The sequence below is a fragment of the Limnohabitans sp. TS-CS-82 genome (genome assembly GCF_002943475.1).
The window spans coordinates 52,971-72,832 of sequence record NZ_PTQX01000015.1; the positions used below are offsets into that span (position 1 = coordinate 52,971).

At 58.8% G+C, this 19,862-nt stretch carries 20 protein-coding genes; 10 read left to right on the forward strand and 10 right to left on the reverse strand.

What is annotated here, in order from left to right; all coding sequences use genetic code 11:
* Positions 1–34 precede the first annotated feature (34 nt).
* Both C5F52_RS23555 and C5F52_RS23560 read left to right on the forward strand, forming a co-directional pair.
* Positions 35–547, forward strand: a complete 513-nt coding sequence (locus tag C5F52_RS23555; RefSeq protein WP_104800802.1) for an EndoU domain-containing protein — start codon at positions 35–37, stop codon at positions 545–547.
* Positions 548–563: 16 nt separating this feature from the next.
* Positions 564–980 (forward strand): hypothetical protein, encoded by a 417-nt coding sequence (locus C5F52_RS23560; protein WP_104800803.1) that lies wholly within the window; start codon positions 564–566, stop codon positions 978–980.
* On the opposite strand, the gene C5F52_RS23565 is transcribed toward C5F52_RS23560, so the two are convergent.
* Together C5F52_RS23565 and C5F52_RS23570 are read right to left on the reverse strand one after the other, a co-directional pair.
* Positions 946–1,899 (reverse strand): DMT family transporter, encoded by a 954-nt coding sequence (locus tag C5F52_RS23565; protein ID WP_104800804.1) that lies wholly within the window; start codon positions 1,897–1,899, stop codon positions 946–948. The genes C5F52_RS23560 and C5F52_RS23565 overlap by 35 nt on opposite strands.
* A gap of 81 nt (positions 1,900–1,980) precedes the next feature.
* A complete protein-coding gene (locus C5F52_RS23570) occupies positions 1,981–3,741 on the reverse strand; it encodes a cation:proton antiporter (protein WP_104800805.1) in 1,761 nt (586 codons plus the stop codon).
* An 86-nt stretch (positions 3,742–3,827) separates the two neighbouring features.
* On the opposite strand from C5F52_RS23570, the gene C5F52_RS23575 reads away from it, so the two are divergent.
* Positions 3,828–4,736 (forward strand): DMT family transporter, encoded by a 909-nt coding sequence (locus C5F52_RS23575; protein WP_104800806.1) that lies wholly within the window; start codon positions 3,828–3,830, stop codon positions 4,734–4,736.
* Positions 4,736–5,530, forward strand: a complete 795-nt coding sequence (locus C5F52_RS23580; RefSeq protein WP_104800807.1) for an SDR family oxidoreductase — start codon at positions 4,736–4,738, stop codon at positions 5,528–5,530. Before C5F52_RS23575 ends, C5F52_RS23580 begins: the two co-directional genes overlap by 1 nt.
* 276 nt (positions 5,531–5,806) lie before the next feature.
* Here the strand turns inward: C5F52_RS23580 and C5F52_RS23590 are convergent, their stop codons facing one another.
* Positions 5,807–6,727, reverse strand: coding sequence for a DMT family transporter (locus tag C5F52_RS23590; RefSeq protein ID WP_104800809.1), 921 nt, complete (start codon positions 6,725–6,727; stop codon positions 5,807–5,809).
* A gap of 126 nt (positions 6,728–6,853) precedes the next feature.
* Between C5F52_RS23590 and C5F52_RS23595 the strand changes: the two genes are divergently transcribed.
* Complete coding sequence (locus C5F52_RS23595; protein WP_104800891.1) at positions 6,854–7,837, forward strand: quinone oxidoreductase; 984 nt, start codon at positions 6,854–6,856, stop codon at positions 7,835–7,837.
* Positions 7,838–7,982: 145 nt separating this feature from the next.
* Here C5F52_RS23595 and lspA read toward each other — a convergent pair whose 3' ends face one another.
* The 3 genes from lspA to C5F52_RS23610 form a co-directional block, all read right to left on the reverse strand.
* Positions 7,983–8,492 carry a signal peptidase II gene (gene lspA, locus C5F52_RS23600; protein ID WP_104800810.1) on the reverse strand — a complete coding sequence of 170 codons (510 nt, stop codon included), beginning with the start codon at positions 8,490–8,492 and terminating at the stop codon, positions 7,983–7,985.
* 44 nt (positions 8,493–8,536) lie between these two features.
* On the reverse strand, positions 8,537–11,449 hold the full coding sequence (gene ileS / locus C5F52_RS23605; RefSeq protein WP_104800811.1) for an isoleucine--tRNA ligase: 2,913 nt from the start codon (positions 11,447–11,449) through the stop codon (positions 8,537–8,539).
* Positions 11,450–11,579: 130 nt separating this feature from the next.
* A complete protein-coding gene (locus C5F52_RS23610) occupies positions 11,580–12,554 on the reverse strand; it encodes a bifunctional riboflavin kinase/FAD synthetase (protein ID WP_104800812.1) in 975 nt (324 codons plus the stop codon).
* Between the two features lie 111 nt (positions 12,555–12,665).
* Here C5F52_RS23610 and C5F52_RS23615 point away from each other — a divergent pair, with 111 nt between their 5' ends.
* Positions 12,666–13,223, forward strand: coding sequence for an HNH endonuclease (locus C5F52_RS23615; protein ID WP_104800813.1), 558 nt, complete (start codon positions 12,666–12,668; stop codon positions 13,221–13,223).
* Positions 13,224–13,323: 100 nt separating this feature from the next.
* Here C5F52_RS23615 and purN read toward each other — a convergent pair whose 3' ends face one another.
* Positions 13,324–13,914 (reverse strand): phosphoribosylglycinamide formyltransferase, encoded by a 591-nt coding sequence (gene purN / locus C5F52_RS23620; RefSeq protein WP_104800814.1) that lies wholly within the window; start codon positions 13,912–13,914, stop codon positions 13,324–13,326.
* 107 nt (positions 13,915–14,021) lie between these two features.
* On the opposite strand from purN, the gene C5F52_RS23625 reads away from it, so the two are divergent.
* Together C5F52_RS23625 and C5F52_RS23630 are read left to right on the forward strand one after the other, a co-directional pair.
* Complete coding sequence (locus C5F52_RS23625) at positions 14,022–15,242, forward strand: acyl-CoA dehydrogenase family protein (RefSeq protein WP_104800815.1); 1,221 nt, start codon at positions 14,022–14,024, stop codon at positions 15,240–15,242.
* 15 nt (positions 15,243–15,257) lie between these two features.
* Positions 15,258–16,373, forward strand: coding sequence for an acyl-CoA dehydrogenase family protein (locus C5F52_RS23630; RefSeq protein ID WP_104800816.1), 1,116 nt, complete (start codon positions 15,258–15,260; stop codon positions 16,371–16,373).
* A 6-nt stretch (positions 16,374–16,379) separates the two neighbouring features.
* On the opposite strand, the gene C5F52_RS23635 is transcribed toward C5F52_RS23630, so the two are convergent.
* Positions 16,380–16,622 (reverse strand): DUF1653 domain-containing protein, encoded by a 243-nt coding sequence (locus tag C5F52_RS23635; protein ID WP_104800817.1) that lies wholly within the window; start codon positions 16,620–16,622, stop codon positions 16,380–16,382.
* A 20-nt stretch (positions 16,623–16,642) separates the two neighbouring features.
* Between C5F52_RS23635 and C5F52_RS23640 the strand changes: the two genes are divergently transcribed.
* Both C5F52_RS23640 and C5F52_RS23645 read left to right on the forward strand, forming a co-directional pair.
* Positions 16,643–17,986: an RsmB/NOP family class I SAM-dependent RNA methyltransferase gene (locus C5F52_RS23640; protein ID WP_104800818.1), complete on the forward strand. Its 1,344-nt coding sequence runs from the start codon at positions 16,643–16,645 to the stop codon at positions 17,984–17,986.
* Between the two features lie 51 nt (positions 17,987–18,037).
* Positions 18,038–19,249, forward strand: a complete 1,212-nt coding sequence (locus tag C5F52_RS23645; protein ID WP_104800819.1) for an acyl-CoA desaturase — start codon at positions 18,038–18,040, stop codon at positions 19,247–19,249.
* Between the two features lie 120 nt (positions 19,250–19,369).
* On the opposite strand, the gene rpmG is transcribed toward C5F52_RS23645, so the two are convergent.
* Positions 19,370–19,540 (reverse strand): 50S ribosomal protein L33, encoded by a 171-nt coding sequence (gene rpmG, locus C5F52_RS23650; RefSeq protein WP_100131508.1) that lies wholly within the window; start codon positions 19,538–19,540, stop codon positions 19,370–19,372.
* Between the two features lie 25 nt (positions 19,541–19,565).
* A complete protein-coding gene (gene rpmB / locus C5F52_RS23655) occupies positions 19,566–19,799 on the reverse strand; it encodes a 50S ribosomal protein L28 (protein WP_100131507.1) in 234 nt (77 codons plus the stop codon).
* Positions 19,800–19,862: the final 63 nt, after the last annotated feature.

Here is a 19,862-nt window from a genome sequence, read left to right on the forward strand (position 1 = left end):
ACGCCTCCATATGGAACGACTAAAAAGGTAAGCGATGAAATTGCTGCAGAAATGGGTTCACACGCTGGCGCTCTGGAGCGTGGTGGGTGTCATGGGTTTGGTGAGCGGGGCCAACCTCGCGTGGGCATTCAGCCCAAGCAGCCCGATTGACATGGCGCACATCTTGGGCGCTGACTTTAACCGTCGTACCGGCGAGCCCACGGGCGGCCACAGCTTGCTCAAAGGCGATGTGCGCATCGTGACGGGCAGCGAGTCGGCACCTGATGCCACCGGCGTGTACCGCGCCCATGTGCAAATGGCCGATCCCCAGAGGCCTGGGCAATGGATCACCAAAACCGACCGCAACGGCCAGCCCATGTTCAACACCATGTTTCCCAAAGACTGGACGGCCGAGCGCATCACCACCGAGTTGGATGCGGCTTGGAACAGTCCGACCAAAACCAAACGCGGGGAAAAGTGGAGCGCTTTGACCCCCAGCGGCGTGCGCGTGGAGGGCTACTTGGCTCCGCGCGTCACGGCCTATCCCGTTTACAGCAAACGCCATTGAGGCGACAGGACACACCATGCCTTTTCATTTTTTTGATGCCGAACAATTGCCCGTTCCCGGAAGTTCAGCCGCCAGCGTGTTTTATCCCTTTTGTGAATGGACGCCTGACGACGCACCCGATGCCCTCGTCGATGAAGCGCACCCGATGAACCGCTTCGTCTGCAGCTGGCTCGCCAGCGATGTGGATGACCCCGAGCGTTGCCAAGAAATCTTGGAAGCGGTGGCTGACTTAGAAGCCGGCACTTGTCCGCAGTGGTTTGCCGATGGCGATGCGTGGTGCGTCAACCTGACCCCCGAGGGGGTTCAGTTCAACGCCAGCAACGTCGGCCCCGAAGACACCGAATGGTGGGACCAATCAGAAGGCCGTTTCAGCTTGGCTGTGGTGAAAGACGCGTTGCTCAAGTGGCAGGCGTTTTTGGGTTCAGAGGCTTGACGGGGCGGCGACCTTCGCGCCGCGCAATCCAAACCGTCGACATCAAAATCACCAACGCACCCAGCCAAGTCGATTGACTGGGCACGTCGGCAAACACCAGCCAGCCCATGGCAGAGGCCCACACCAAGTCGAGAAAGCGCAGCGACTGGGTGGCTGAAATGTCAGACAAAGCAAAGGCCCGCGTCAGGCAGTAATGGCCGGTGGTGCCCAAGATGCCCGCTGCAAAAAAGCCCACCCATTGCCACGCGCTGGGGTCTTGCCAATGTGTCAGGGCGAGCGGAAAGCTCAGTAGCGTGACGGTCAAGGCTTGCCACAACACGATCACGCCCGCGTTTTCATACCGCGTCAGGGCTTTGGTGATCAAGAACGAGGCGGCAAACACGGGCGCTGAAGCCAGCATGACCAAGTGAAACCACCCGCCTCCGCCTGAGAGCTTGGGCAGCACCACGACCAACACGCCCGCAAAGCCAATGAGCGAGGCGATCCAGCGGTCGCGGTGCATGGACTCGCCCAAAAACAAACCCGCGCCGATCATGATGAAGATGGGGCCGGTGAAGCTGATGGCCGTCATGTCGGCCAACGGAATGCGTGGCAGTGCGATGAACCACAACATCAGGCCCACGGTGTGCACGCCGCCGCGCCAGAACTGGCCTTTGATGTCTTTGGGCCAATAGGCGCCAAAGCCTGAACGCCAGACCAAGGGCAGCATGACCACCAAGCCGCAGAGGTAGCGCAAAAACTGGGTTTGGAAGGCGTCCATTTCCAAGGCGATGGCGCGGGCGATGGTATTGAGCAGCGAGAACATCAAGCCGCCCATGGCCATCCACAGCATGCCTTGCCACGCAATGGGCAGACGTTTGGCTTTTCGGTGGGTGCGATGTTTGGCCAACGAGACGCGGCGCACGAGAGAGGTCTTCATTGCAGGCCACTTTAAGTCAGCCTTCGTGCGGGCGCAGTCGCTTGGGTTACGCCATCACGGGGCGCGCATGTCGCTTCGTGTTCAGGCGGCGGGTGTGTCGTCTTTGGGGGGAATGGCGTCGCGCATCATGGCGTAGCGCGTCATACGCTGGCCTTGCACCAAGCGAATCACGCGTTTGAGCGGGATGCCAATGTGGGCCAAGGTTTGGCTGGCGAGCATCAGGCTGCCTTCCAACACTTCGGGCACCACCTCGGCGGCCCCTGCGGCACGCAGACGCTCTAAGTCGTGGTCGTCGTGGGTGCGCACAATCACCGGCACTTGGGGGGCATGTTCGGTGGCCCACGCGAGCACTTTCAGGGCCGAGGGGGTGTCGGGGTAAGTCACCACCACCGCCGAGGCGCGCACCAAACCGGCAGACATGAGGCTGGCCAAGCGGGTGGCATCGCCAAACTCCACGGGGTTGCCCGCACTGCGCCCCGCCTGCACTTTGTCGGGGTCGGAGTCGAGGGCCACGTAGGCAATGCCCTCCGATTTGAACAAGTCCGCCAAGCTGTGCCCGCAGCGACCGTAGCCGCAAATGATGACGTGGTTTTCTGTTTTCAACGTGCGCTGTGCCATGCCCGTGAGCGCGAGCGACTGCATCAACCAGTCGTTGCTGATGAGGCGGTTGACGATGCGGTCGGCGTTCATCACCAAAAACGGTGTGGCAATCATCGACAGCACCATGGAGGCCAAGATGGGGCTCATCCATGACACAGGAATCAGCGCGTTTTGTGAACCCAGCGACAGCAGCACAAAACCGAACTCACCGGCTTGTGCCAAATAAATGGCCGTGCGCAAACTCACGCCAGCCGCGGCACCTTGCAGACGTGCGAGCCCAAAGACCAAACCTGCTTTGAGCAGCACCGGCACCACGCTGAGCAACAGCACCCAGCCCCAGCTGTCGTAAATCACTTCCCAGTCCAGCTTCATGCCAATGGTGATGAAGAACAGGCCCAGCAGCACATCGTGGAAGGGGCGAATGTCGGCTTCCACTTGGTGTTTGAAATCGGTTTCGGCAATCAACATGCCTGCCAAGAAGGCGCCCATGGCCAGCGACAAGCCTGCCAGCTCGGTCAGCCATGACAAGCCCAGCGTCATGAACAAAAGGTTGAGCATGAACAGCTCGTCGCTCTTGCGCCTTGCCACCAAGTTGAGCCACTCGCGCATCACGCGCTGGCCGCCCCACAACAGCAAGCCCACCAACACGCCCGCTTTGAGCATGGCAATGCCCAGCACGCGCCAGAGGTTGTTGTCGGCCATGTCGGCCAAGGCCGGAATCAGCACCAGCAGCGGTACCACGGCCAAATCTTGAAACAGCAACACGCCCATCACGCGTTGGCCGTGCGGCGACTCCAGCTCGATGCGGTCCGACATGAGCTTGACCACAATCGCCGTGCTCGACATGGCCATGGCACTGCCCAAGGCCAAGGCGGTTTGCCAACTCACCTGCCAAGTGTGCCCAAACTGTTTGATCGCCACGCCCAGCGCAATGTTGAGCCCCAGCGCGCCAATCAGCGTCAACACCACTTGGCCCAACCCTAAACCAAACACCAACTTGCGCATGCGCATGAGCTTGGGCAAGTTGAATTCCAAGCCGATGACGAACATCAAAAACACCACGCCAAACTCGGCCAAGTGCTCGACCGCGACCGAGTCTTTGGCCAGCGCCAAGGCGTTGGGGCCGATCACCACGCCCGCAAACAAATAGCCCAACATGGCGGGCAAATGCATCAGTCGGCAACCCACCACGCTGACGACAGCAGCGCATAAATAGAGCAGGGTGAGTTCGAGTGATGACATGCGTCTAATGGTACCGAGCGTTTGTGACAAGGCCCTTGCGTTAGCTCACATAAACTCCAGATTTACCCTTGGCCTTTGCGTCCTTCATGAGCTCGTCTTCGCGTCCCGTTTTTTCAGGTTTGTTACTCGCCGCCGCAGGGGCCATTGCCTTCAGTGGCAAGGCCATCATCGTCAAGCTGTCGTACCGCTACGGGGTGGATGCCGTCACGGTGGTGATGTTGCGCATGTTGATTGCGCTGCCGTTTTTCATTGGCCTCGGGCTGTGGTCGGAACGCCAAGCGCATGCCAAGGCCAATCCGCTCACACGTCGCGATGTGTTGGGCATCATGGGCCTAGGCTTTGTGGGTTATTACCTGTCGAGCTTTTTGGATTTCTTGGGGCTGCAATACATCACGGCCAGCTTAGAGCGGCTCATTCTTTACCTCAACCCCACGATGGTGGTGGTGTTGGGATGGTTGTTTTTCAAGAAGCCCATTCAACCCATACGCATGTGGGCCATGGCGTTGAGTTACAGCGGCGTGCTGCTGGTGTTCTCGCATGAGCTGACGGTGGCGGGTACTGATGTGGCATTGGGCACGTCGCTGGTGTTGGCCAGTGCGTTGACCTACGCCATGTATTTGATTTACAGCGGTCAGCTGGTGCAGCGCATTGGCTCGACGCGTTTGGTGGGCTGGGCCACGAGCGTGGCGTGCGTGTGTTGCATCGCGCAGTTCTTGCTGCTCAGGCCTCTGTCTGCCGCCGATGTGCCGCACGAGGTGTTGTGGTTGGCGGCGTTGAATGCGGTGGCGTGCACCGTGGCACCGGTGTTGATGGTCATGATGGCCATTGAGCGCATTGGTGCGGCCTTGACCGCGCAAACAGGCATGATTGGGCCGATGGCCACCATCACGCTTGGCGTGTTGGTCTTGGGTGAGCCACTCAACGCATGGATCGGGGTAGGAACCCTGCTGGTGTTGGGAGGTGTGTTTGTTGTTTCAAAGTATGGAGCGAAGTGATGGATTTAGGTATCAAAGGTAAATGGGCATTGGTTGGCGGCGCAAGCAAGGGCCTTGGCCTGGGTTGCGCGCATTCGTTGGCGCGTGAAGGTGCCAACGTGGTCATCGTGGCGCGTGGCGCAGAAGCTTTAGAGGCAGCGGCGGTTGAGCTGCGCAAGCTGGGCACCACCATCCTCGTGGTGGCGGTGGACATCACCACGGTAGAAGGGCGCGAAGCCATTTGGTCGGTCGCGGGTGGCCCGGGTAAAAACTTCGACATCGTGGTGACCAACGCAGGCGGCCCGCCCCCCGGCGATTTCCGCACTTGGGACCGCGACGCGTGGATCAAAGCGGTCGACGCCAACATGCTCACCCCGATTGAACTCATCAAGGCCACGGTGGACGGCATGGCCGAACGCGGGTTTGGTCGCGTGATCAACATCACCTCCAGCGCGGTGAAGGCACCGATCGACATCTTGGGCTTGTCCAACGGCGCACGTTCAGGCTTGACGGGGTTTGTGGCGGGCGTGGCACGCACGCAAAAACTGGCCTCGAACAACGTCACCATCAACAACCTGTTGCCTGGCGCGTTCGACACCGATCGTTTGAAGGGCACCATGAAGGGCGCGTCTGAGAAAACGGGTCAGCCGATTGAAACCATTGCCGAAGCCCGCAAGAAAACCATTCCTGCGTTGCGCTTTGGCAACCCGCAAGAGTTTGGCGACACCTGCGCGTTTTTGTGCTCCGCCCAAGCGAGCTACATCACCGGTCAAAACATCTTGACCGATGGCGGTGCTTACGCCGGCACTTATTAAATTCAGTGCGTGGTTCCAAGATGCAGTCAGAAGAGAGTCGAATTCAATTTGCAGCCCTGATGTGGACCATCATGTTGTGTTTGCTGCTTGAGTGCTTCTCTGCTTTCATCTTCGCATTGCACGAGGGGTCGTTTTTGGCCGGGCTGTTCTTTTCGGTGTGGTACTTGGGGCCGCTTTCATTGTGGATGGGCCCGAAGCTTTACCGTTACATGTGCTCAAACAGTTAAATCGTGCTTCACGATGTGGTCGATTTCGCTAGAGATTGACCACGCGTGATCATTTGCGCGAAGACACCACAATGCCGCCGATGATCATCACGAACGCGGCTGCGTGGTAGATCTGCGGCATTTCACCCAAGGCCAACGCGGACATCGTGGCGGCAAACACGGGGGTGAGGTTGGCAAAGAAGCCTGCGATGTTGGGGCCCACGCGTTGCACGCCCAAGCCCCAGCAGCGGTAGGCCAGCAATGAGGGGCCAACGGCCACGTAGACCAGCGCGGCCACCAGCGGCCATCCCCACACGATGTGCACTTCGGTGAGGCCCGTGTAGCCCGTCCACTCGGCGGCGGTGAAGAGGCCTGACCAGCTCAAACCAAAAGCCATTTGCGCGATCAAAAAATAAGCCCAGTTGCCGCGTACTTCGGCAGGCTCGGTGGTTTGTGCCAGCAGCCAGCTGTACCAGGCCCAGCAGGCCGTGGCGATCAACACAAACACATCGCCCAGCACCAACTGCACTTGGGCCAAGGCTTGCCAATCACCGCGACACAGCACCAGCAGTACGCCGACGATGGACAGCGCCGCACCCAACAGTTGCCGTTTGCGAACCACTTGTTTGAAAAACAAAGCGCCAAACGCCAGCATGAACACCGGCGTGCTCGATGCCACCAAGGTCACGTTGATGGGGGTGGAGGTTTGCAGGGCCAAGTACTGCAAGCTGTTGTAGCAGCCCACACCCAGCAAACCGAGCAAGGCATAACGCCGCCAATGTGTCCACAGTGGGCTGCTGGCGCGCAGGGCTTGGTTGGCGATGGGCAGCAGCAAGACAAACGCCAAGGCCCAACGTAAAAAGTTGAGGGTGAGGGGCGGAATCAGCTCGTGGACCAAGCGACCGACGATGGCGTTGCCAGCCCACAAAAGTGGCGGGATCAACAAAAGCGCCGCTGTGCGCGGCGTCAAGGCAAGAGGGGCAAAAGACATAGGGTTTGACTCTACCCGAGCGCCGTGCGGCCGGATAACCCAAGTGACATCTGGGGGACCAAATTCATGGCAGGATTCACCGTCTTAAAAATTAAAACCACCCTCAAAATCTTGGAGCATCACACCATGACCAAAGCAGTCATCATCGAAAAAAACGGCGGCCCTGAAGAGCTCAAGCTCGTGGACGTCACCGTGGGGCAACCTGGTCCTGGCGAAATTCGCATCCGCCACAAGGCCGTGGGCTTGAACTTCATTGACGTGTACCAACGCAGCGGCGTGTACCAACTGCCCATGCCTTTGCGCTTGGGCATGGAAGCCTCCGGCATCATCGAAGCCGTGGGTGAGGGCGTGACCCACTTGAAAGTGGGCGACCGCGCTGCTTATGCCAGCCAGCCCCCCGGCAGCTACTGCGAAGAGCGTGTGATGCCCGCCAAGTGCGTGTGCAAATTGCCTGATGCCATCTCGTTCGAGACCGGCGCAGCCATGATGCTCAAAGGCTTGACCGCTCAGTACTTGCTCAAGCGCACCTTGCCTCAAGGCGGCTTGAAAGCCGGTGACTTCATCTTGTTCCACGCTGCCGCGGGCGGTGTGGGCTTGATCGCTTGCCAATGGGCCAAGGCCTTGGGTTACAACTTGATCGGCACCGCAGGTAGCGATGCCAAGTGCGCCTTGGCCAAAGCCAATGGTGCGGCACACGTCATCAACTACAACACGGAAGACTTCTTGGCCCGCGTGAAAGAAATCACCGGCGGCAAGGGCGTGAAAGTGGTGTATGACTCGGTGGGCAAAGACACCTGGGACAAGTCCCTCGACTGCTTGGCCCCGTTTGGTTTGATGGCCAGCTTTGGCAATGCCTCGGGTGCACCAGCCCCGATGGCGCCTGGCCTCTTGGGCACCAAGGGCTCGATTTATCTCACCCGTCAAACCTTGTTCAGCCACATCACCACGCGCGAGAGCACGCAAGAGATGGCCGACGATTTGTTTGAAGCCGTCACCAGCGGCAAGGTGAAGATTCACATCGACCAAACTTACGCCTTAGCCGACATCGCCCAAGCGCACCGCGACTTGGAAGCCCGCAAGACCACGGGTTGCACCATCATCACTTTGTGAGCTTGAGCTTCTAAACCTTGCGCCACGGATGACGTGGCGTTTGGTTCAGACGAAAAAAATCCCTGCTGAATTCAGCAGGGATTTTTTTGTTGCAAAGACCGTGTGCGTGTCAGTGCCCGTTTCAATGCCCGCTTCAATGCCCGCGTTAATGTCCACGTCTTACCCGTAAGATTTCATCCAAGATCAAACAGGCCGCACCCAGCGTGATGGCGCTGTCGGCCACGTTGAAGGCAGGGAAGTGGATGCCGGCGTAATAGAAGTCGAGAAAGTCCACCACGTAGCCGTACATCAAGCGGTCGATCACGTTGCCAATGGCGCCACCCAACACACAGCCAATGGCAAAACCAAACAGCTTTTGGTTGGGGTGCTTTTTGAGCATCCACACCATCACGGTCGCGGCAATCACGCCAATACCCGTGAAGAACCAACGCTGCCAGCCCCCCGCCGACGCGAGGAACGAGAAGGCAGCGCCTAGGTTGTGCACCCGCACGATGTTGAAGTAGCCCGTGACCGCAAACCCTTCACCCAAGCTGTAGGTGCTGACGATCAACACCTTGGTGAACTGGTCGACCAGCAACACCACCAAGGCCAAACCCAACCACAGCCAGTAAGACGTGTGGTTGTTGCCTTTGCGAACGAGGGAGGGGCGTGCCATATGGGCCTTTGAGGTGTGGAGTGCGAGGGTTGACGTGCGCTGACTTAGGCGAAATGACGCACTTCACCATCGCCGTGCAAGTTGCTGTCGCAACGGCCGCACAGGGTGGGGTGAGCGGGGTTGTGGCCCACATCGTCGCTGTAGTGCCAGCAGCGTTCGCACTTGGTGGCTGCGCTGGCTTTGACGTCAACCGTCAAGCCTTCGCCTTTGACGAGTGCGACCTTGGAGGTGATGAACACAAATTTCAAGTCGTCGCCCAACGAGGCCAACGCGTCATACGCCGCGCCATCGCAGTGGATGACCAACTCGGCTTGCAGCGAGGCCCCCACCAAACCTTCAGTGCGCTTGTTCTCGATTTCTTTGTTGGCGATTTCGCGCACTTGCTGCACGGCATGCCACTTGTTCATCAACGCCGCATTGCTTGCGCCGAGGTCGGTGAAAGTTTCCAAGAAGATCGACTCAGACTTACCAAACGTGGTCCACGCTTCTTCAGCGGTGAAGCTGAGGAACGGGGCCATCCAACGCACAAAAGCGTGGGTGATTTGATGCAAAGCGGTTTGTGCGCTGCGACGAGCGAGCGACTTGGGCGCTGTGGTGTACAGGCGGTCTTTGAGCACGTCCAAATAGAACGCGCCCAAATCTTCCGAGCAATACAGCTGCAACTTCGACACCACGGGGTGGAACTCATACGCATCGAAGTGCGCGCGAATGTCGGCTTGCACTTGCGCTGCGCGTGACAGTGCGTACTTGTCGATTTCCAACAAGTCGTCAAACGCCACGGCGTCTTTGGCGGGATCAAAGTCGCTTACGTTGGCGAGCAAGAAGCGCAGCGTGTTGCGGATGCGGCGGTACGCATCGACCACGCGGGCCAAGATTTTGTCGTCAATGTTGAGGTCGCCCGAGTAGTCGGTCGATGCCACCCACAAGCGCACGATTTCGGCGCCCATCTTGTCGCTCACTTCTTGTGGCGCCACGGTGTTGCCCAAGCTCTTGCTCATCTTGCGGCCTTGGCCGTCGGTGGCAAAGCCGTGGGTCAGCAGGCCTTTGTAGGGCGCGCGGTCGTACAAGGCGCAGCCGAGCAACAACGAGCTGTGGAACCAGCCGCGGTGTTGGTCGTGGCCTTCGAGGTACAGGTCAGCCTCGGGGGTGGAGTTGTCAGGCGATGTGTGGAAAGGCGCACGGTGGTTCACACCAAAGTTGTAGGCATCTTTGTGGCTGCCGCGCAGCACGTGTTGGAAGGTGGAGCCTGAGTCAAACCACACTTCCAAAATGTCGGTGCTCTTGGTATAGCTGGCTGCGTCGTCGCCGGGCTGGTTGAGGATGTCTTCCACTGTCACGCGGCTCCACGCTTCGATGCCGCCTTTTTCAACGATGTCGGCCGCTTGGTCCATGATGGCCATGGTGCGTGGGTGCAACTCGCCGCTGTCTTTGTGCAAGAAGAACGGCACTGGCACACCCCAGCTGCGTTGGCGCGAGATGCACCAGTCGGGGCGGTTGGCAATCATGTCGCGCAAACGTGCGCGGCCGTTTTCTGGGTAGAAGTGGGTTTGGTCAATCGCGTTCAACGCCAGTTCACGCAGCGACTTGCTCGACTTGTCGGTGATGAACTTGCCCGTGGTTTTTTCGGTCGTGCTGTCAAACGCATCCATGCGGATGAACCACTGCGCAGCCGCGCGGTAGATGACGGGCGTTTTGTGACGCCAGCAATGTGGGTAGCTGTGCGTGATGGTTTGTGTGGCCATCAAGCGGCCAGCGTTTTGCAGCGCTTCAAGAATGACGGGCACAGCTTTCCAGATGTGTTGGCCACCGAACAATGGGAAGTCAGCGGCGTAGGCGCCGTTGCCTTGCACGGGGTTCAAGATGTCGGTGTACTTCATGCCGTTGGCCATGCATGAGTTGAAGTCATCCACGCCGTAGGCCGGCGCGCTGTGCACGATGCCTGTGCCGTCGCTCTCGCCCACGTAGTCGGCCAAGAACACGGGGGCTGTGCGTTGGTAGCCAGCGTCCACATGTGACAGTGGGTGGTTGAACTCAATGAGGCCCAGCTTGTCGCCTTTGGCGGTCGCAACGACCTTGCCTTCGAGCTTCCAACGCTCTAAACATTTCTCAACCAACGAAGCCGCGCACAAGAACAAACCACGCTCGGTATCCACCAAGGCGTAGTCAATCTCGGGGTGCATGTTGAGCGCTTGGTTGGCAGGGATGGTCCACGCGGTGGTGGTCCAGATGACGGCGAACGCTGGCTTGTCGAGCTTGGGTAAACCAAACGCAACAGCGAGCTTCTCGGGCTGGGCGCACAAGAAGGCCACGTCTAAGGTGTCGCTCTTTTTGTCGGCGTATTCAATTTCAAACTCGGCCAAGGATGAGCCGCAGTCAAAGCACCAGTACACAGGCTTCAAGCCACGGTACACAAAGCCACGCTCCATCACGCGTTTGAAGGCGCGTAGTTGGCCTGCTTCGTTGGCGGGGTCCATGGTGCGGTAGGGGCGCTCCCAGTCGCCCAAGACCCCTAAGCGTTTGAAGTCTTCGCGTTGTTGGTCAATTTGCTCGGTGGCGAAGGCGCGGCTCTTGGCCTGCATGTCGTCGCGGCTGAGTTTGCGGCCGTGCAGTTTTTCGATGGCGTTCTCGATGGGCAAACCGTGGCAGTCCCAGCCGGGGATGTATTGCGCGTCAAAGCCAGCGAGTTGCTTGGACTTGACGATCATGTCTTTCAGCACTTTGTTCAGCGCGTGGCCGATATGCAGCTTGCCGTTGGCGTAGGGCGGGCCGTCGTGCAACACAAACAGCGGTGCGCCTTGGCGTGCCACGCGCAGCTTTTTGTACAAACCTTCTTCGTTCCACTGCTTGGCCCACGCGGGTTCGCGTTTGGGTAAGTCACCCCGCATGGGGAACGGGGTGTCCATCATGTTGAGGGTGGCACGGTAGTCCGTGGACGTTGGGGTGGCTTTGTCGGTCATGGCGATCTCAGGTCGGAGGCTTAAATATCAGGGCGGTGGCTGCGAAAGCCGCGTTTAAAGGGCGGGCTTCAAGGCAGACGAGAAGAAAGAAGTGCGGGGCCGTGTGCAGCAGAAGGGGCTGCACGCCCCGTCAAATTCGGGCTGCGAGCCAGGCGCGTGCGTCGTCGCAGTCTTTGTGTATGCCTTGCATCAAGGCGTCCAGACCGTCGTACTTCAGCTCGTCGTGTAATTTGTGCAGCAGTTCCACGCGAATGATTTTACCGTAGCCCCCCTCGGCGCCTAGGCTGGCGGGCCAGTCGAGGCAATGGGTTTCCAGCAGCACGCGGCCACCGTTCACATCGCTCGGGTCGAGCGAGGGGCGAATGCCCAAATTGGCCACACCCGCCAAGGGCTGCTCGGCCAAGCCGTGCACTTGCACCACGAAGATGCCGCTGGCAGCGGGCTTCCAGTGGGTGAAGCGCAAGTTGAGCGTGCGGCAGTCCAGCTCGCGGCCCAACTTACGGCCATGCACCACATGGCCCGAAATGGCGTAGGGGCGGCCCAGCAGCTGCGCCACGTCTTGCATGGCACCACGCGCTAAGGCGTCGCGTACCGCGGAGCTGGACACGCGCAGGCCACGTACTTCGTAGCTGTTCATGCGGGCCACATCGAAGCCTTGCGCGGTGCCTGCTGCATCAAGCATGGCGTAATCGCCGGCGCGTTTGGCGCCAAAGCGGAAGTCGTCACCCACCAGCACGTATTTCACGCCCAGGCCTTTGACCAACACCTCTTCGATGAAGGCCTGCGGTTGTTGCGAGGCGAAGGCGTGGTTGAACGGCAGCACCACACATTGGTCGACACCGCACGCGCTGAGTTCGTTGAACTTGTCGCGCAGCGTGGCGATGCGAGCGGGCGCCAGATCGGGTTGGCGGTGTTGCGCCGCAAAAAAGTCGCGCGGATGGGGCTCGAACGTCATCACGCAACTGGGCACGCCACGGTGGCGGGCTTCGTTGTTGAGCAGGGCCAGCATGGCTTGGTGGCCACGGTGGACGCCGTCAAAGTTGCCAATGGTCAAAGCGCAGGCTTTGGCCAGTTGCGGGTGATGAAAACCTCGAAAAATTTGCATGATTTGAGTGTGGGGCGACGAACATGAAACTGTCACCCAATAAAGGTATATTGTCAGCGATAGATGTGCATTCCCGAACGGTCGTTTTTTGCAAGCGAATGGAGGTGAGGTGTGAAGGTCTTGAAACTGTCTGCCCAAGGGCTACCGCAGTCGTGGATATCGCTGGAACAAGCGGTCATTCACTACGCGGCCGATGAAGTGCGCTGGGAATCTGGCGGCGAGGTGGCGGTGTTTCATGGCGGCACCAATGCCATCACGGGCCAGCAGTCGATCATCGTGGTCAACAGCATCATCGGCACCAAGGGCGTGCCCAATATCAACCCGTTTGATTTGAAATCGGGCCTCACCAACGACAAGCTCTTCGCCCGCGACCGCAACATTTGCGCGTACTGCGGCGATCATTTTCACGAATCAGAACTCACCCGCGAGCACATTCGCCCCATGGGCCAACGCGGCCCCAACACGTGGATGAATGTGGTCACCGCTTGCCGCGCCTGCAACCACCGCAAAGGCAACCGCACCCCCGAGCAAGCGCGCATGCCGCTGATCTACACCCCTTACGAACCTAGCCTGTGGGAAGACTTCATTTTGCGCAACCGCCGTATCTTGGCGGACCAGATGGAGTTTTTGATGGCGCATGTGCCTAAGAGTTCTCGGCTCTTGGCCTGACGGCTTGCGTTCGCTCCGGCGACGTGGCTGACTGCGGCTTACTCATGCTGGAGTACCAGAAATCGTCAGCCGCAGCCAGCCACCTCGCCTTCGGTTGGCCTCAATCGGCCAACAGCGCCGCCACCGCCTTTGGATAAATCAAATGCTCCTGCGTCAGCACACGCGCGGCCAAGGTGTCTGCGGTGTCGTCGGACAGCACGGGCACGACGGCTTGGGCCAAGATGTCGCCATGGTCTAACTCAGCAGTCACGCGATGCACGGTGGCGCCGGCAAATTTGCAGCCCATCTCTAGGGCGCGGGCGTGGGTGTTCAGGCCGGGGAAGGCGGGCAACAGGGATGGGTGGATGTTGATCAAACGGCCGGCGTAGTGCGCCACAAAGCCTGGCGTCAAGATGCGCATAAACCCAGCGAGCACCACCAAGTCGGGTTGGTGTGTGTCGATCTCGGCCATCAAGGCGGCGTCAAAGGCTTCGCGCGGGTTGGGCTGTTTGGCAAAGGCTTTGTGGTCCACCACGGCGGTGGCCATGCCGTGAGCTTTGGCAAAGACGAGGCCTTGGGCGTCGGCTTTGTTGCTGATGACGGCGCTGATTTGGGCGCCCAAGTGCTTGGCCCAGTCTTGTGCCTGTGCGGTGCGCACGATGGCGGCCATGTTGGAGCCGCCGCCAGAAATCAAGATCACGATGTTTTTCATGTGCACAAATTATCGATCAGGGTTTGCCCGCGGTTGTCGTGGTCTGGACAAGAAAAAGAGCACGGTCGTGCTAAAACCTAGTATTCGTCAAACTAAAGGAACCCGTCATGGATTTGGCCTTCACCCCCGAAGAAGAGGCTTTTCGTCAAGAGGTGCGTGCTTGGGTGCACGCCAATTTGCCTAAAGATTTGTCGCACAAGGTGCACAACGCGCTGCGTCTGACGCGTGAAGACATGCAGCGTTGGGCCAAGATTTTGGGCAGTAAAAACTGGCTGGGCTACGGCTGGCCCACGCAGTTTGGCGGCCCGGGCTGGACTGCCGTGCAAAAGCATTTGTTCGAAGAAGAGTGCGCTTTGGCAGGCGCGCCGCGCATCGTGCCGTTTGGCCCCGTGATGGTGGCGCCTGTGATCATGGCGTTTGGTAATGCCGAACAACAAAAGCGCTTCTTGCCCGGCATCGCCAGCGGCGAGGTGTGGTGGAGCCAAGGCTACAGCGAGCCAGGTTCGGGCTCCGATTTGGCGTCGGTCAAAACCCGTGCCGAGCGCGTGGGCGATAAGTACATCGTGAACGGCCAAAAGACGTGGACCACCTTGGGCCAATACGGCGAGTGGATTTTTTGCTTGGTGCGTACCAGCAACGAAGGCAAGCCGCAAACGGGTATTTCGTTCTTGCTGATCGACATGAAGTCGCCTGGTGTCAGCGTGCGCCCCATCAAGTTGCTCGACGGTGAGTGCGAGGTGAACGAGGTGTGGTTCGACAACGTCGAAGTGCCTGCCGAAAACTTGATTGGTGAAGAGAACAAGGGCTGGACGTATGCCAAGCATTTGCTGGCGCACGAACGCACCAACATTGCTGACGTGAACCGCGCCAAACGCGAGTTGGAGCGCCTGAAACGCATCGCCAAGGCCGAGGGCGTGTACGACCCCGCCACGGGCGGTGCCGAGGCGCAGCGCTTCCGCGACGAAGTGGCCAAGCTCGAAGTGGACGTGGTGGCGCTAGAGATGCTGGTGCTGCGCGTGTTGTCGGCCGAGAAGTCGGGCAAGCAGTCGCTGGACATTGCGGGTTTGCTCAAAATCAAAGGCAGCGAAATTCAGCAGCGTTACAGCGAGTTGATGATGTTGGCTGCAGGTCCTGCCAGCGTGCCGTTCATTGAAGAGGCCATGCAAGCGGGTTACCAAGGCGACCAAGCGCTCAGCAGCTTGTGGCCCAACGGCGACATGCGCAGTGCGCCTTTGGCGTCGACTTATTTCAACATGCGTAAAACCACCATTTACGGCGGCTCCAACGAGGTGCAGCGCAACATCGTGGCGCAAGTGGTGCTGGGCTAAACACAAGGATTCATCATGGATTTCAATTTTTCTGACGACCAAGAACAACTGCGCGACGCGGTGCGCAAATGGGTGGACAAGGGCTACGACTTTGAGCGCCGCCGTGGCATCGTGGCTGCGGGTGGGTTCTCGCGCGAGGCCTACACCGAATTAACCGAGCTGGGCTTGGGCGGCTTGTACGTGTCTGAAGAGCTCGGCGGCTTGGGGATGGGCCCTGTCGAGGGCATGGTGGTGATGGAGGAGTTGGGGCGCGGCATCGTGCTCGAACCCTTGGCGCACACCCTCATTGCGGGCGCGGTGTTGACGGGTTATGCGCCCGCTGACGTGCAAGCGGCGTGGTGCGGCAAAGTGGCATCGGGCGAGGCCTTGGTGGTGCTGGCGCAGCAAGAGCGCGCAGGCCGTTACAACTTGGCGGCTTGCAAAACACAAGCCACACAAGCGGGTTCCGGCTGGACGTTGACGGGCGCCAAGAGCGTGGTGCCTGCAGGCGACGTGGCCGATGCGTATTTGGTGCCAGCGGTGGCCAATGGCAAATTGGCTTTGTTCATCGTGGCGCGCGACGCTGCGGGCGTGTCAGCCAAAGGCTATGTGTCGCAAGACGGCAGCCGTGCGGCTGAGTTGCACTTGAACAACGCCGCGGCGCAATTGGTGACGGCCGACGGCCAAACCGCGCTGGAGCACGCGGTGGACATTGGCGTGGCCGCTTTGTGCGCCGAAGCTGTGGGTGTGATGGACAAAACCGTCGCCATCACGATCGAGTACATGAACATGCGCAAGCAGTTTGGTGTGGTGATCAGCAGCTTCCAAGCCTTGCGCCATCGCTTGGCCGACATGAAGATGCAGCTGGAATTGGCTCGCTCCATGAGCTACTACGCCACCCTGAAGCTCAACGACCCCGCGCCCGAGCGTCGTCGCGCCATGAGCCGCGCCAAGTACCAATTGGGCGTGTCCATGCGTTTTGTGGGGCAGCAAGCGGTGCAGTTGCACGGTGGCATTGGGGTGACGGACGAGTACATCGTCAGCCACTATTTCAAGAAGCTCACGCAACTTGAAATGACCTTTGGCGACACCTTGCACCACTTGGGCGAAGTGTCGGCGCACATGCAAGACACCGCTGGGGTGTTTGCTTAATTGACGTCAAGCGGTGGCGGTTTTTTGAAAGCGTGGTTGCAACACGCCTTCAATCGTCACTTGCTCGGTGAACATGGCGGCGGGGCGTACCCACAGGCCATGTTCTCCATATAAAGCTCGATAAACCGTCATCGGCTCTAAGGTTTCGCTGTGTCTGGCGGTACCGATCACCTCGTAAAGGCCACCTTTGTAGTGACGGTAGAGGCCGATTGGGGTTTCTTCGAGTGGGGTCAAGTCAAGGTCGTTCATGGGATGGGACAATACACCCTATGCATCCAAAAGCCCTTCTTGAAGCTTGTACCGAGCTCGTTCGCCTCACTTTGAAGTTTGACCACCCAGCTGACGCTGTGGTTTCTAAGTTTTTCCGTGATTACCGTAAGACCTACGCCTTCGGCCCGCGTGAGCGCGCCGCCTTGGCCGAAACCACCTACAACGTGTTGCGCAACAAATTGCGCTTCGACCATTTCGCCCCCTCAGGCTCAGGCCCCAAAGAGCGCCGCTTGGCGATTTTGGGCTTTGCCCAGCACCTGAAAGAGCATGCCGCACCACAAGCGGCATCGACCCAGCCCAAGCGCCACCAACAACCCGGCAGCCAAGCGTTGGACTTTTTGATCAGCGCGTTGAACAAGCAAGAAGCCGCATGGCTGGAGGCTTGCGAATCGGTGAATCCCGCTGAATTGATGGATCGCCATCGCCACAACATGCCCGAGTGGCTGGTGGAGCCACTCAAAGCCCAAGTGGGCGAAGGTTTTTGGCCTTTGGTCGAACGTCTGAACGGCGGCGCACCGCTGGATTTGCGCGTCAACACCTTCACCGACAAACGCGCCGATGTGCAGCATGAGTTGAAGTTGGCGGGCATCAAGGCCGAGAACACCCCGTTTTCGCCTTGGGGTTTGCGCATTCAGGGCAAGCCTGCGCTGTCTAACCTCGACGCTTTCGCGCGGGGTGCCATTGAGGTGCAAGACGAAGGCTCGCAGTTGCTGGCCCTGTTGCTCGACGCCAAGCGCGGCGAGATGGTGGTCGACTTTTGTGCCGGTGCGGGTGGCAAAACCTTGGCCATTGGCGCCTCCATGCGCAGCACGGGCCGTTTGTACGCGTTTGACACCTCGGCACACCGCTTGGAGTCGTTGAAGCCGCGTTTGGCGCGCAGCAAGCTCTCGAACGTGCATCCTTCGGCGATTGCCCATGAACGCGACGAGCGCATCAAACGCCTCAGCGGCAAGATCGACCGCGTGTTGGTCGATGCGCCATGTTCGGGCTTGGGTACTTTGCGCCGTAACCCTGACCTCAAGTGGCGTCAATCGCCGAAGGCCGTGCAAGAGTTGACCGAAAAGCAAACGTCGATCTTGGCCAGCGCTGCACGTTTGGTGAAGTCGGGTGGCCGCCTGGTGTATGCCACTTGCAGCGTGTTGCCCGAAGAGAACGAGGCCATTGCCCAAGCCTTCAGCGTTGCGCACCCTAACTTTGTGCCTTTGTCCGCCGCAGACACGTTGACGGAGCTCAAAGTTGCTAACGCAGGCAGCCTTTGTACGCCTGATGGCTTGTATTTGCGCCTTTGGCCCCACATACATGCCACAGACGGCTTCTTCGCCGCAGTCTGGGTGGCCAAATAAGGCCATTCCACTTAAAATTGACGGTTATTCAATTTATTTGAAAGTTCCTACATGTTGTTACCCAATTGGGCTTGGCTGGATGCCACCTTGAACTGGCTGAGCTACGGCTTGCTGCATTTTTCTGGCTGGCAAGTCTTCCTCGTCACGATGGTGCTCACGCACATCACCATCGCCAGTGTGACCATTTATTTGCACCGTCATTCCGCACACCGTGCGCTGGACTTGCATCCGATTCCTGCGCACTTCTTCCGTTTCTGGCTGTGGCTCACCACGGCCCAAGTGACCAAAGAGTGGACCTCCATTCACCGCAAGCACCACGCCAAGTGCGAGCAAGCGGAAGACCCGCACAGCCCGCATGTCCATGGCATCAAAACTGTGTTGTTCACGGGCGCTGAGCTGTACCGCAAAGAAGCGGAGAACCTCGAAACATTGCAACGTTTCGGCCACGGCACACCGGATGACTGGATCGAGCGCCATGTCTACACCCCGCACTCGGTGCTGGGCGTGTCGTTGATGCTCATCATCGACTTGGCCTTGTTTGGCGCCTTGGGCCTGACGGTGTGGGCGGTGCAGATGATGTGGATTCCGGTCACTGCCGCTGGCATCATCAACGGTGCGGCGCACTATTGGGGCTATCGCAACTTTGAGGCACCCGACGCCAGCACCAATATTTCGCCATGGGGCATCCTGATTGGCGGCGAGGAGTTGCACAACAACCACCACACGTACCCCACATCGGCCAAGTTATCGGTCAAGCCTTACGAGTTCGACTTGGGCTGGTTGTACATCCGCATTTTGGAAATCTGTGGTTTGGCCACCGTCAAAAAGACAGTGCCAAAGTTGGCCTTTGGCGACATCAAGCCTGTGGCTGACGAAAAGACCTTAGAGGCTGTCATTGCCAATCGCTACGAAGTGATGGCCAATTACGCACGTCAATTACGTTTGACGATGAACCAAGAGTTGTCCAGCATGTCGACCTTGCCTGCTGAAGCCGTGTTGGCGGCTGCCAAGCGTTGGATGCATCGCGATGCAGAGAAGGTGCCTGCCACCGTGACTGAGCATTTAGCGCTTGCCCGCGCTGCCTTGCCCAACGTGGACACCATGGTGAAGATGCGTGAAGAGCTGCGTCAACTGTGGCTCAACACCAACCACAACCGTGCGCAACTGGCGCAAGACCTGCAGGCTTGGTGCAAGCGCGCTGAGGCCAGTGGCATTGCGGCATTGCAAGAGTTCTCGATGCAGATGCGCGCTGCACGCGTGTAAACAGCGCAAGACGCAATGCAAAGGCACCCTCGGGTGCCTTTTCTTTTGCCTACATTTGCACAGACAACAAAAAACCCGCCATCAAACGATGAGCGGGTTCTTGATAGGGGCCAGCCTGAATTACTTCAGTTTGGTTTCCTTGTATTCAACGTGCTTGCGAGCTTTGGGATCAAATTTCATGATCAACATTTTCTCGGGCATTGTTTTCTTGTTTTTGCTGGTCGTGTAGAAGTGACCTGTGCCGGCTGTCGATTCCAGCTTGATTTTTTCGCGTCCGCCTTTGGATGCCATGATCGTGTCCTTTCAGTAACTGGAATTAAGCTTGACCGCGCGAACGCAAGTCAGCCAACACGGCGTCGATGCCGTTTTTGTCGATCAAACGCAGAGCTGCGCTAGAAACGCGCAAGCGAACCCAACGGTTTTCAGTCTCTACCCAGAAACGGCGGTATTGCAGGTTAGGCAAAAAACGGCGTTTTGTTTTGTTGTTAGCGTGGGAAACATTGTTCCCAGACATTGGGCCTTTGCCCGTGACTTCACATACGCGTGCCATGTGGACACTCCATATTTAACGGCGGTCGTTCACACGAGCGCCTCACCTCGCCAGAAAGGGTGG

Bases quoted from the DNA above. Each gene is read 5' to 3' on its own strand.
- C5F52_RS23630 (WP_104800816.1), top strand. From the start codon at position 15,258: ATGGATTTCAATTTTTCTGACGACCAAGAACAACTGCGCGACGCGGTG.
- C5F52_RS23625 (WP_104800815.1), top strand. From the start codon at position 14,022: ATGGATTTGGCCTTCACCCCCGAAGAAGAGGCTTTTCGTCAAGAGGTG.
- C5F52_RS23580 (WP_104800807.1), top strand. From the start codon at position 4,736: ATGGATTTAGGTATCAAAGGTAAATGGGCATTGGTTGGCGGCGCAAGC.
- rpmG (WP_100131508.1), bottom strand. From the start codon at position 19,540: ATGGCATCCAAAGGCGGACGCGAAAAAATCAAGCTGGAATCGACAGCC.
- C5F52_RS23555 (WP_104800802.1), top strand. From the start codon at position 35: ATGAAATTGCTGCAGAAATGGGTTCACACGCTGGCGCTCTGGAGCGTG.
- ileS (WP_104800811.1), bottom strand. From the start codon at position 11,449: ATGACCGACAAAGCCACCCCAACGTCCACGGACTACCGTGCCACCCTC.
- C5F52_RS23560 (WP_104800803.1), top strand. From the start codon at position 564: ATGCCTTTTCATTTTTTTGATGCCGAACAATTGCCCGTTCCCGGAAGT.
- C5F52_RS23635 (WP_104800817.1), bottom strand. From the start codon at position 16,622: ATGAACGACCTTGACTTGACCCCACTCGAAGAAACCCCAATCGGCCTC.
- C5F52_RS23590 (WP_104800809.1), bottom strand. From the start codon at position 6,727: ATGTCTTTTGCCCCTCTTGCCTTGACGCCGCGCACAGCGGCGCTTTTG.
- C5F52_RS23575 (WP_104800806.1), top strand. From the start codon at position 3,828: ATGAGCTCGTCTTCGCGTCCCGTTTTTTCAGGTTTGTTACTCGCCGCC.
- C5F52_RS23640 (WP_104800818.1), top strand. From the start codon at position 16,643: ATGCATCCAAAAGCCCTTCTTGAAGCTTGTACCGAGCTCGTTCGCCTC.
- C5F52_RS23595 (WP_104800891.1), top strand. From the start codon at position 6,854: ATGACCAAAGCAGTCATCATCGAAAAAAACGGCGGCCCTGAAGAGCTC.
- purN (WP_104800814.1), bottom strand. From the start codon at position 13,914: ATGAAAAACATCGTGATCTTGATTTCTGGCGGCGGCTCCAACATGGCC.
- lspA (WP_104800810.1), bottom strand. From the start codon at position 8,492: ATGGCACGCCCCTCCCTCGTTCGCAAAGGCAACAACCACACGTCTTAC.
- rpmB (WP_100131507.1), bottom strand. From the start codon at position 19,799: ATGGCACGCGTATGTGAAGTCACGGGCAAAGGCCCAATGTCTGGGAAC.
- C5F52_RS23645 (WP_104800819.1), top strand. From the start codon at position 18,038: ATGTTGTTACCCAATTGGGCTTGGCTGGATGCCACCTTGAACTGGCTG.
- C5F52_RS23610 (WP_104800812.1), bottom strand. From the start codon at position 12,554: ATGCAAATTTTTCGAGGTTTTCATCACCCGCAACTGGCCAAAGCCTGC.
- C5F52_RS23565 (WP_104800804.1), bottom strand. From the start codon at position 1,899: ATGAAGACCTCTCTCGTGCGCCGCGTCTCGTTGGCCAAACATCGCACC.
- C5F52_RS23570 (WP_104800805.1), bottom strand. From the start codon at position 3,741: ATGTCATCACTCGAACTCACCCTGCTCTATTTATGCGCTGCTGTCGTC.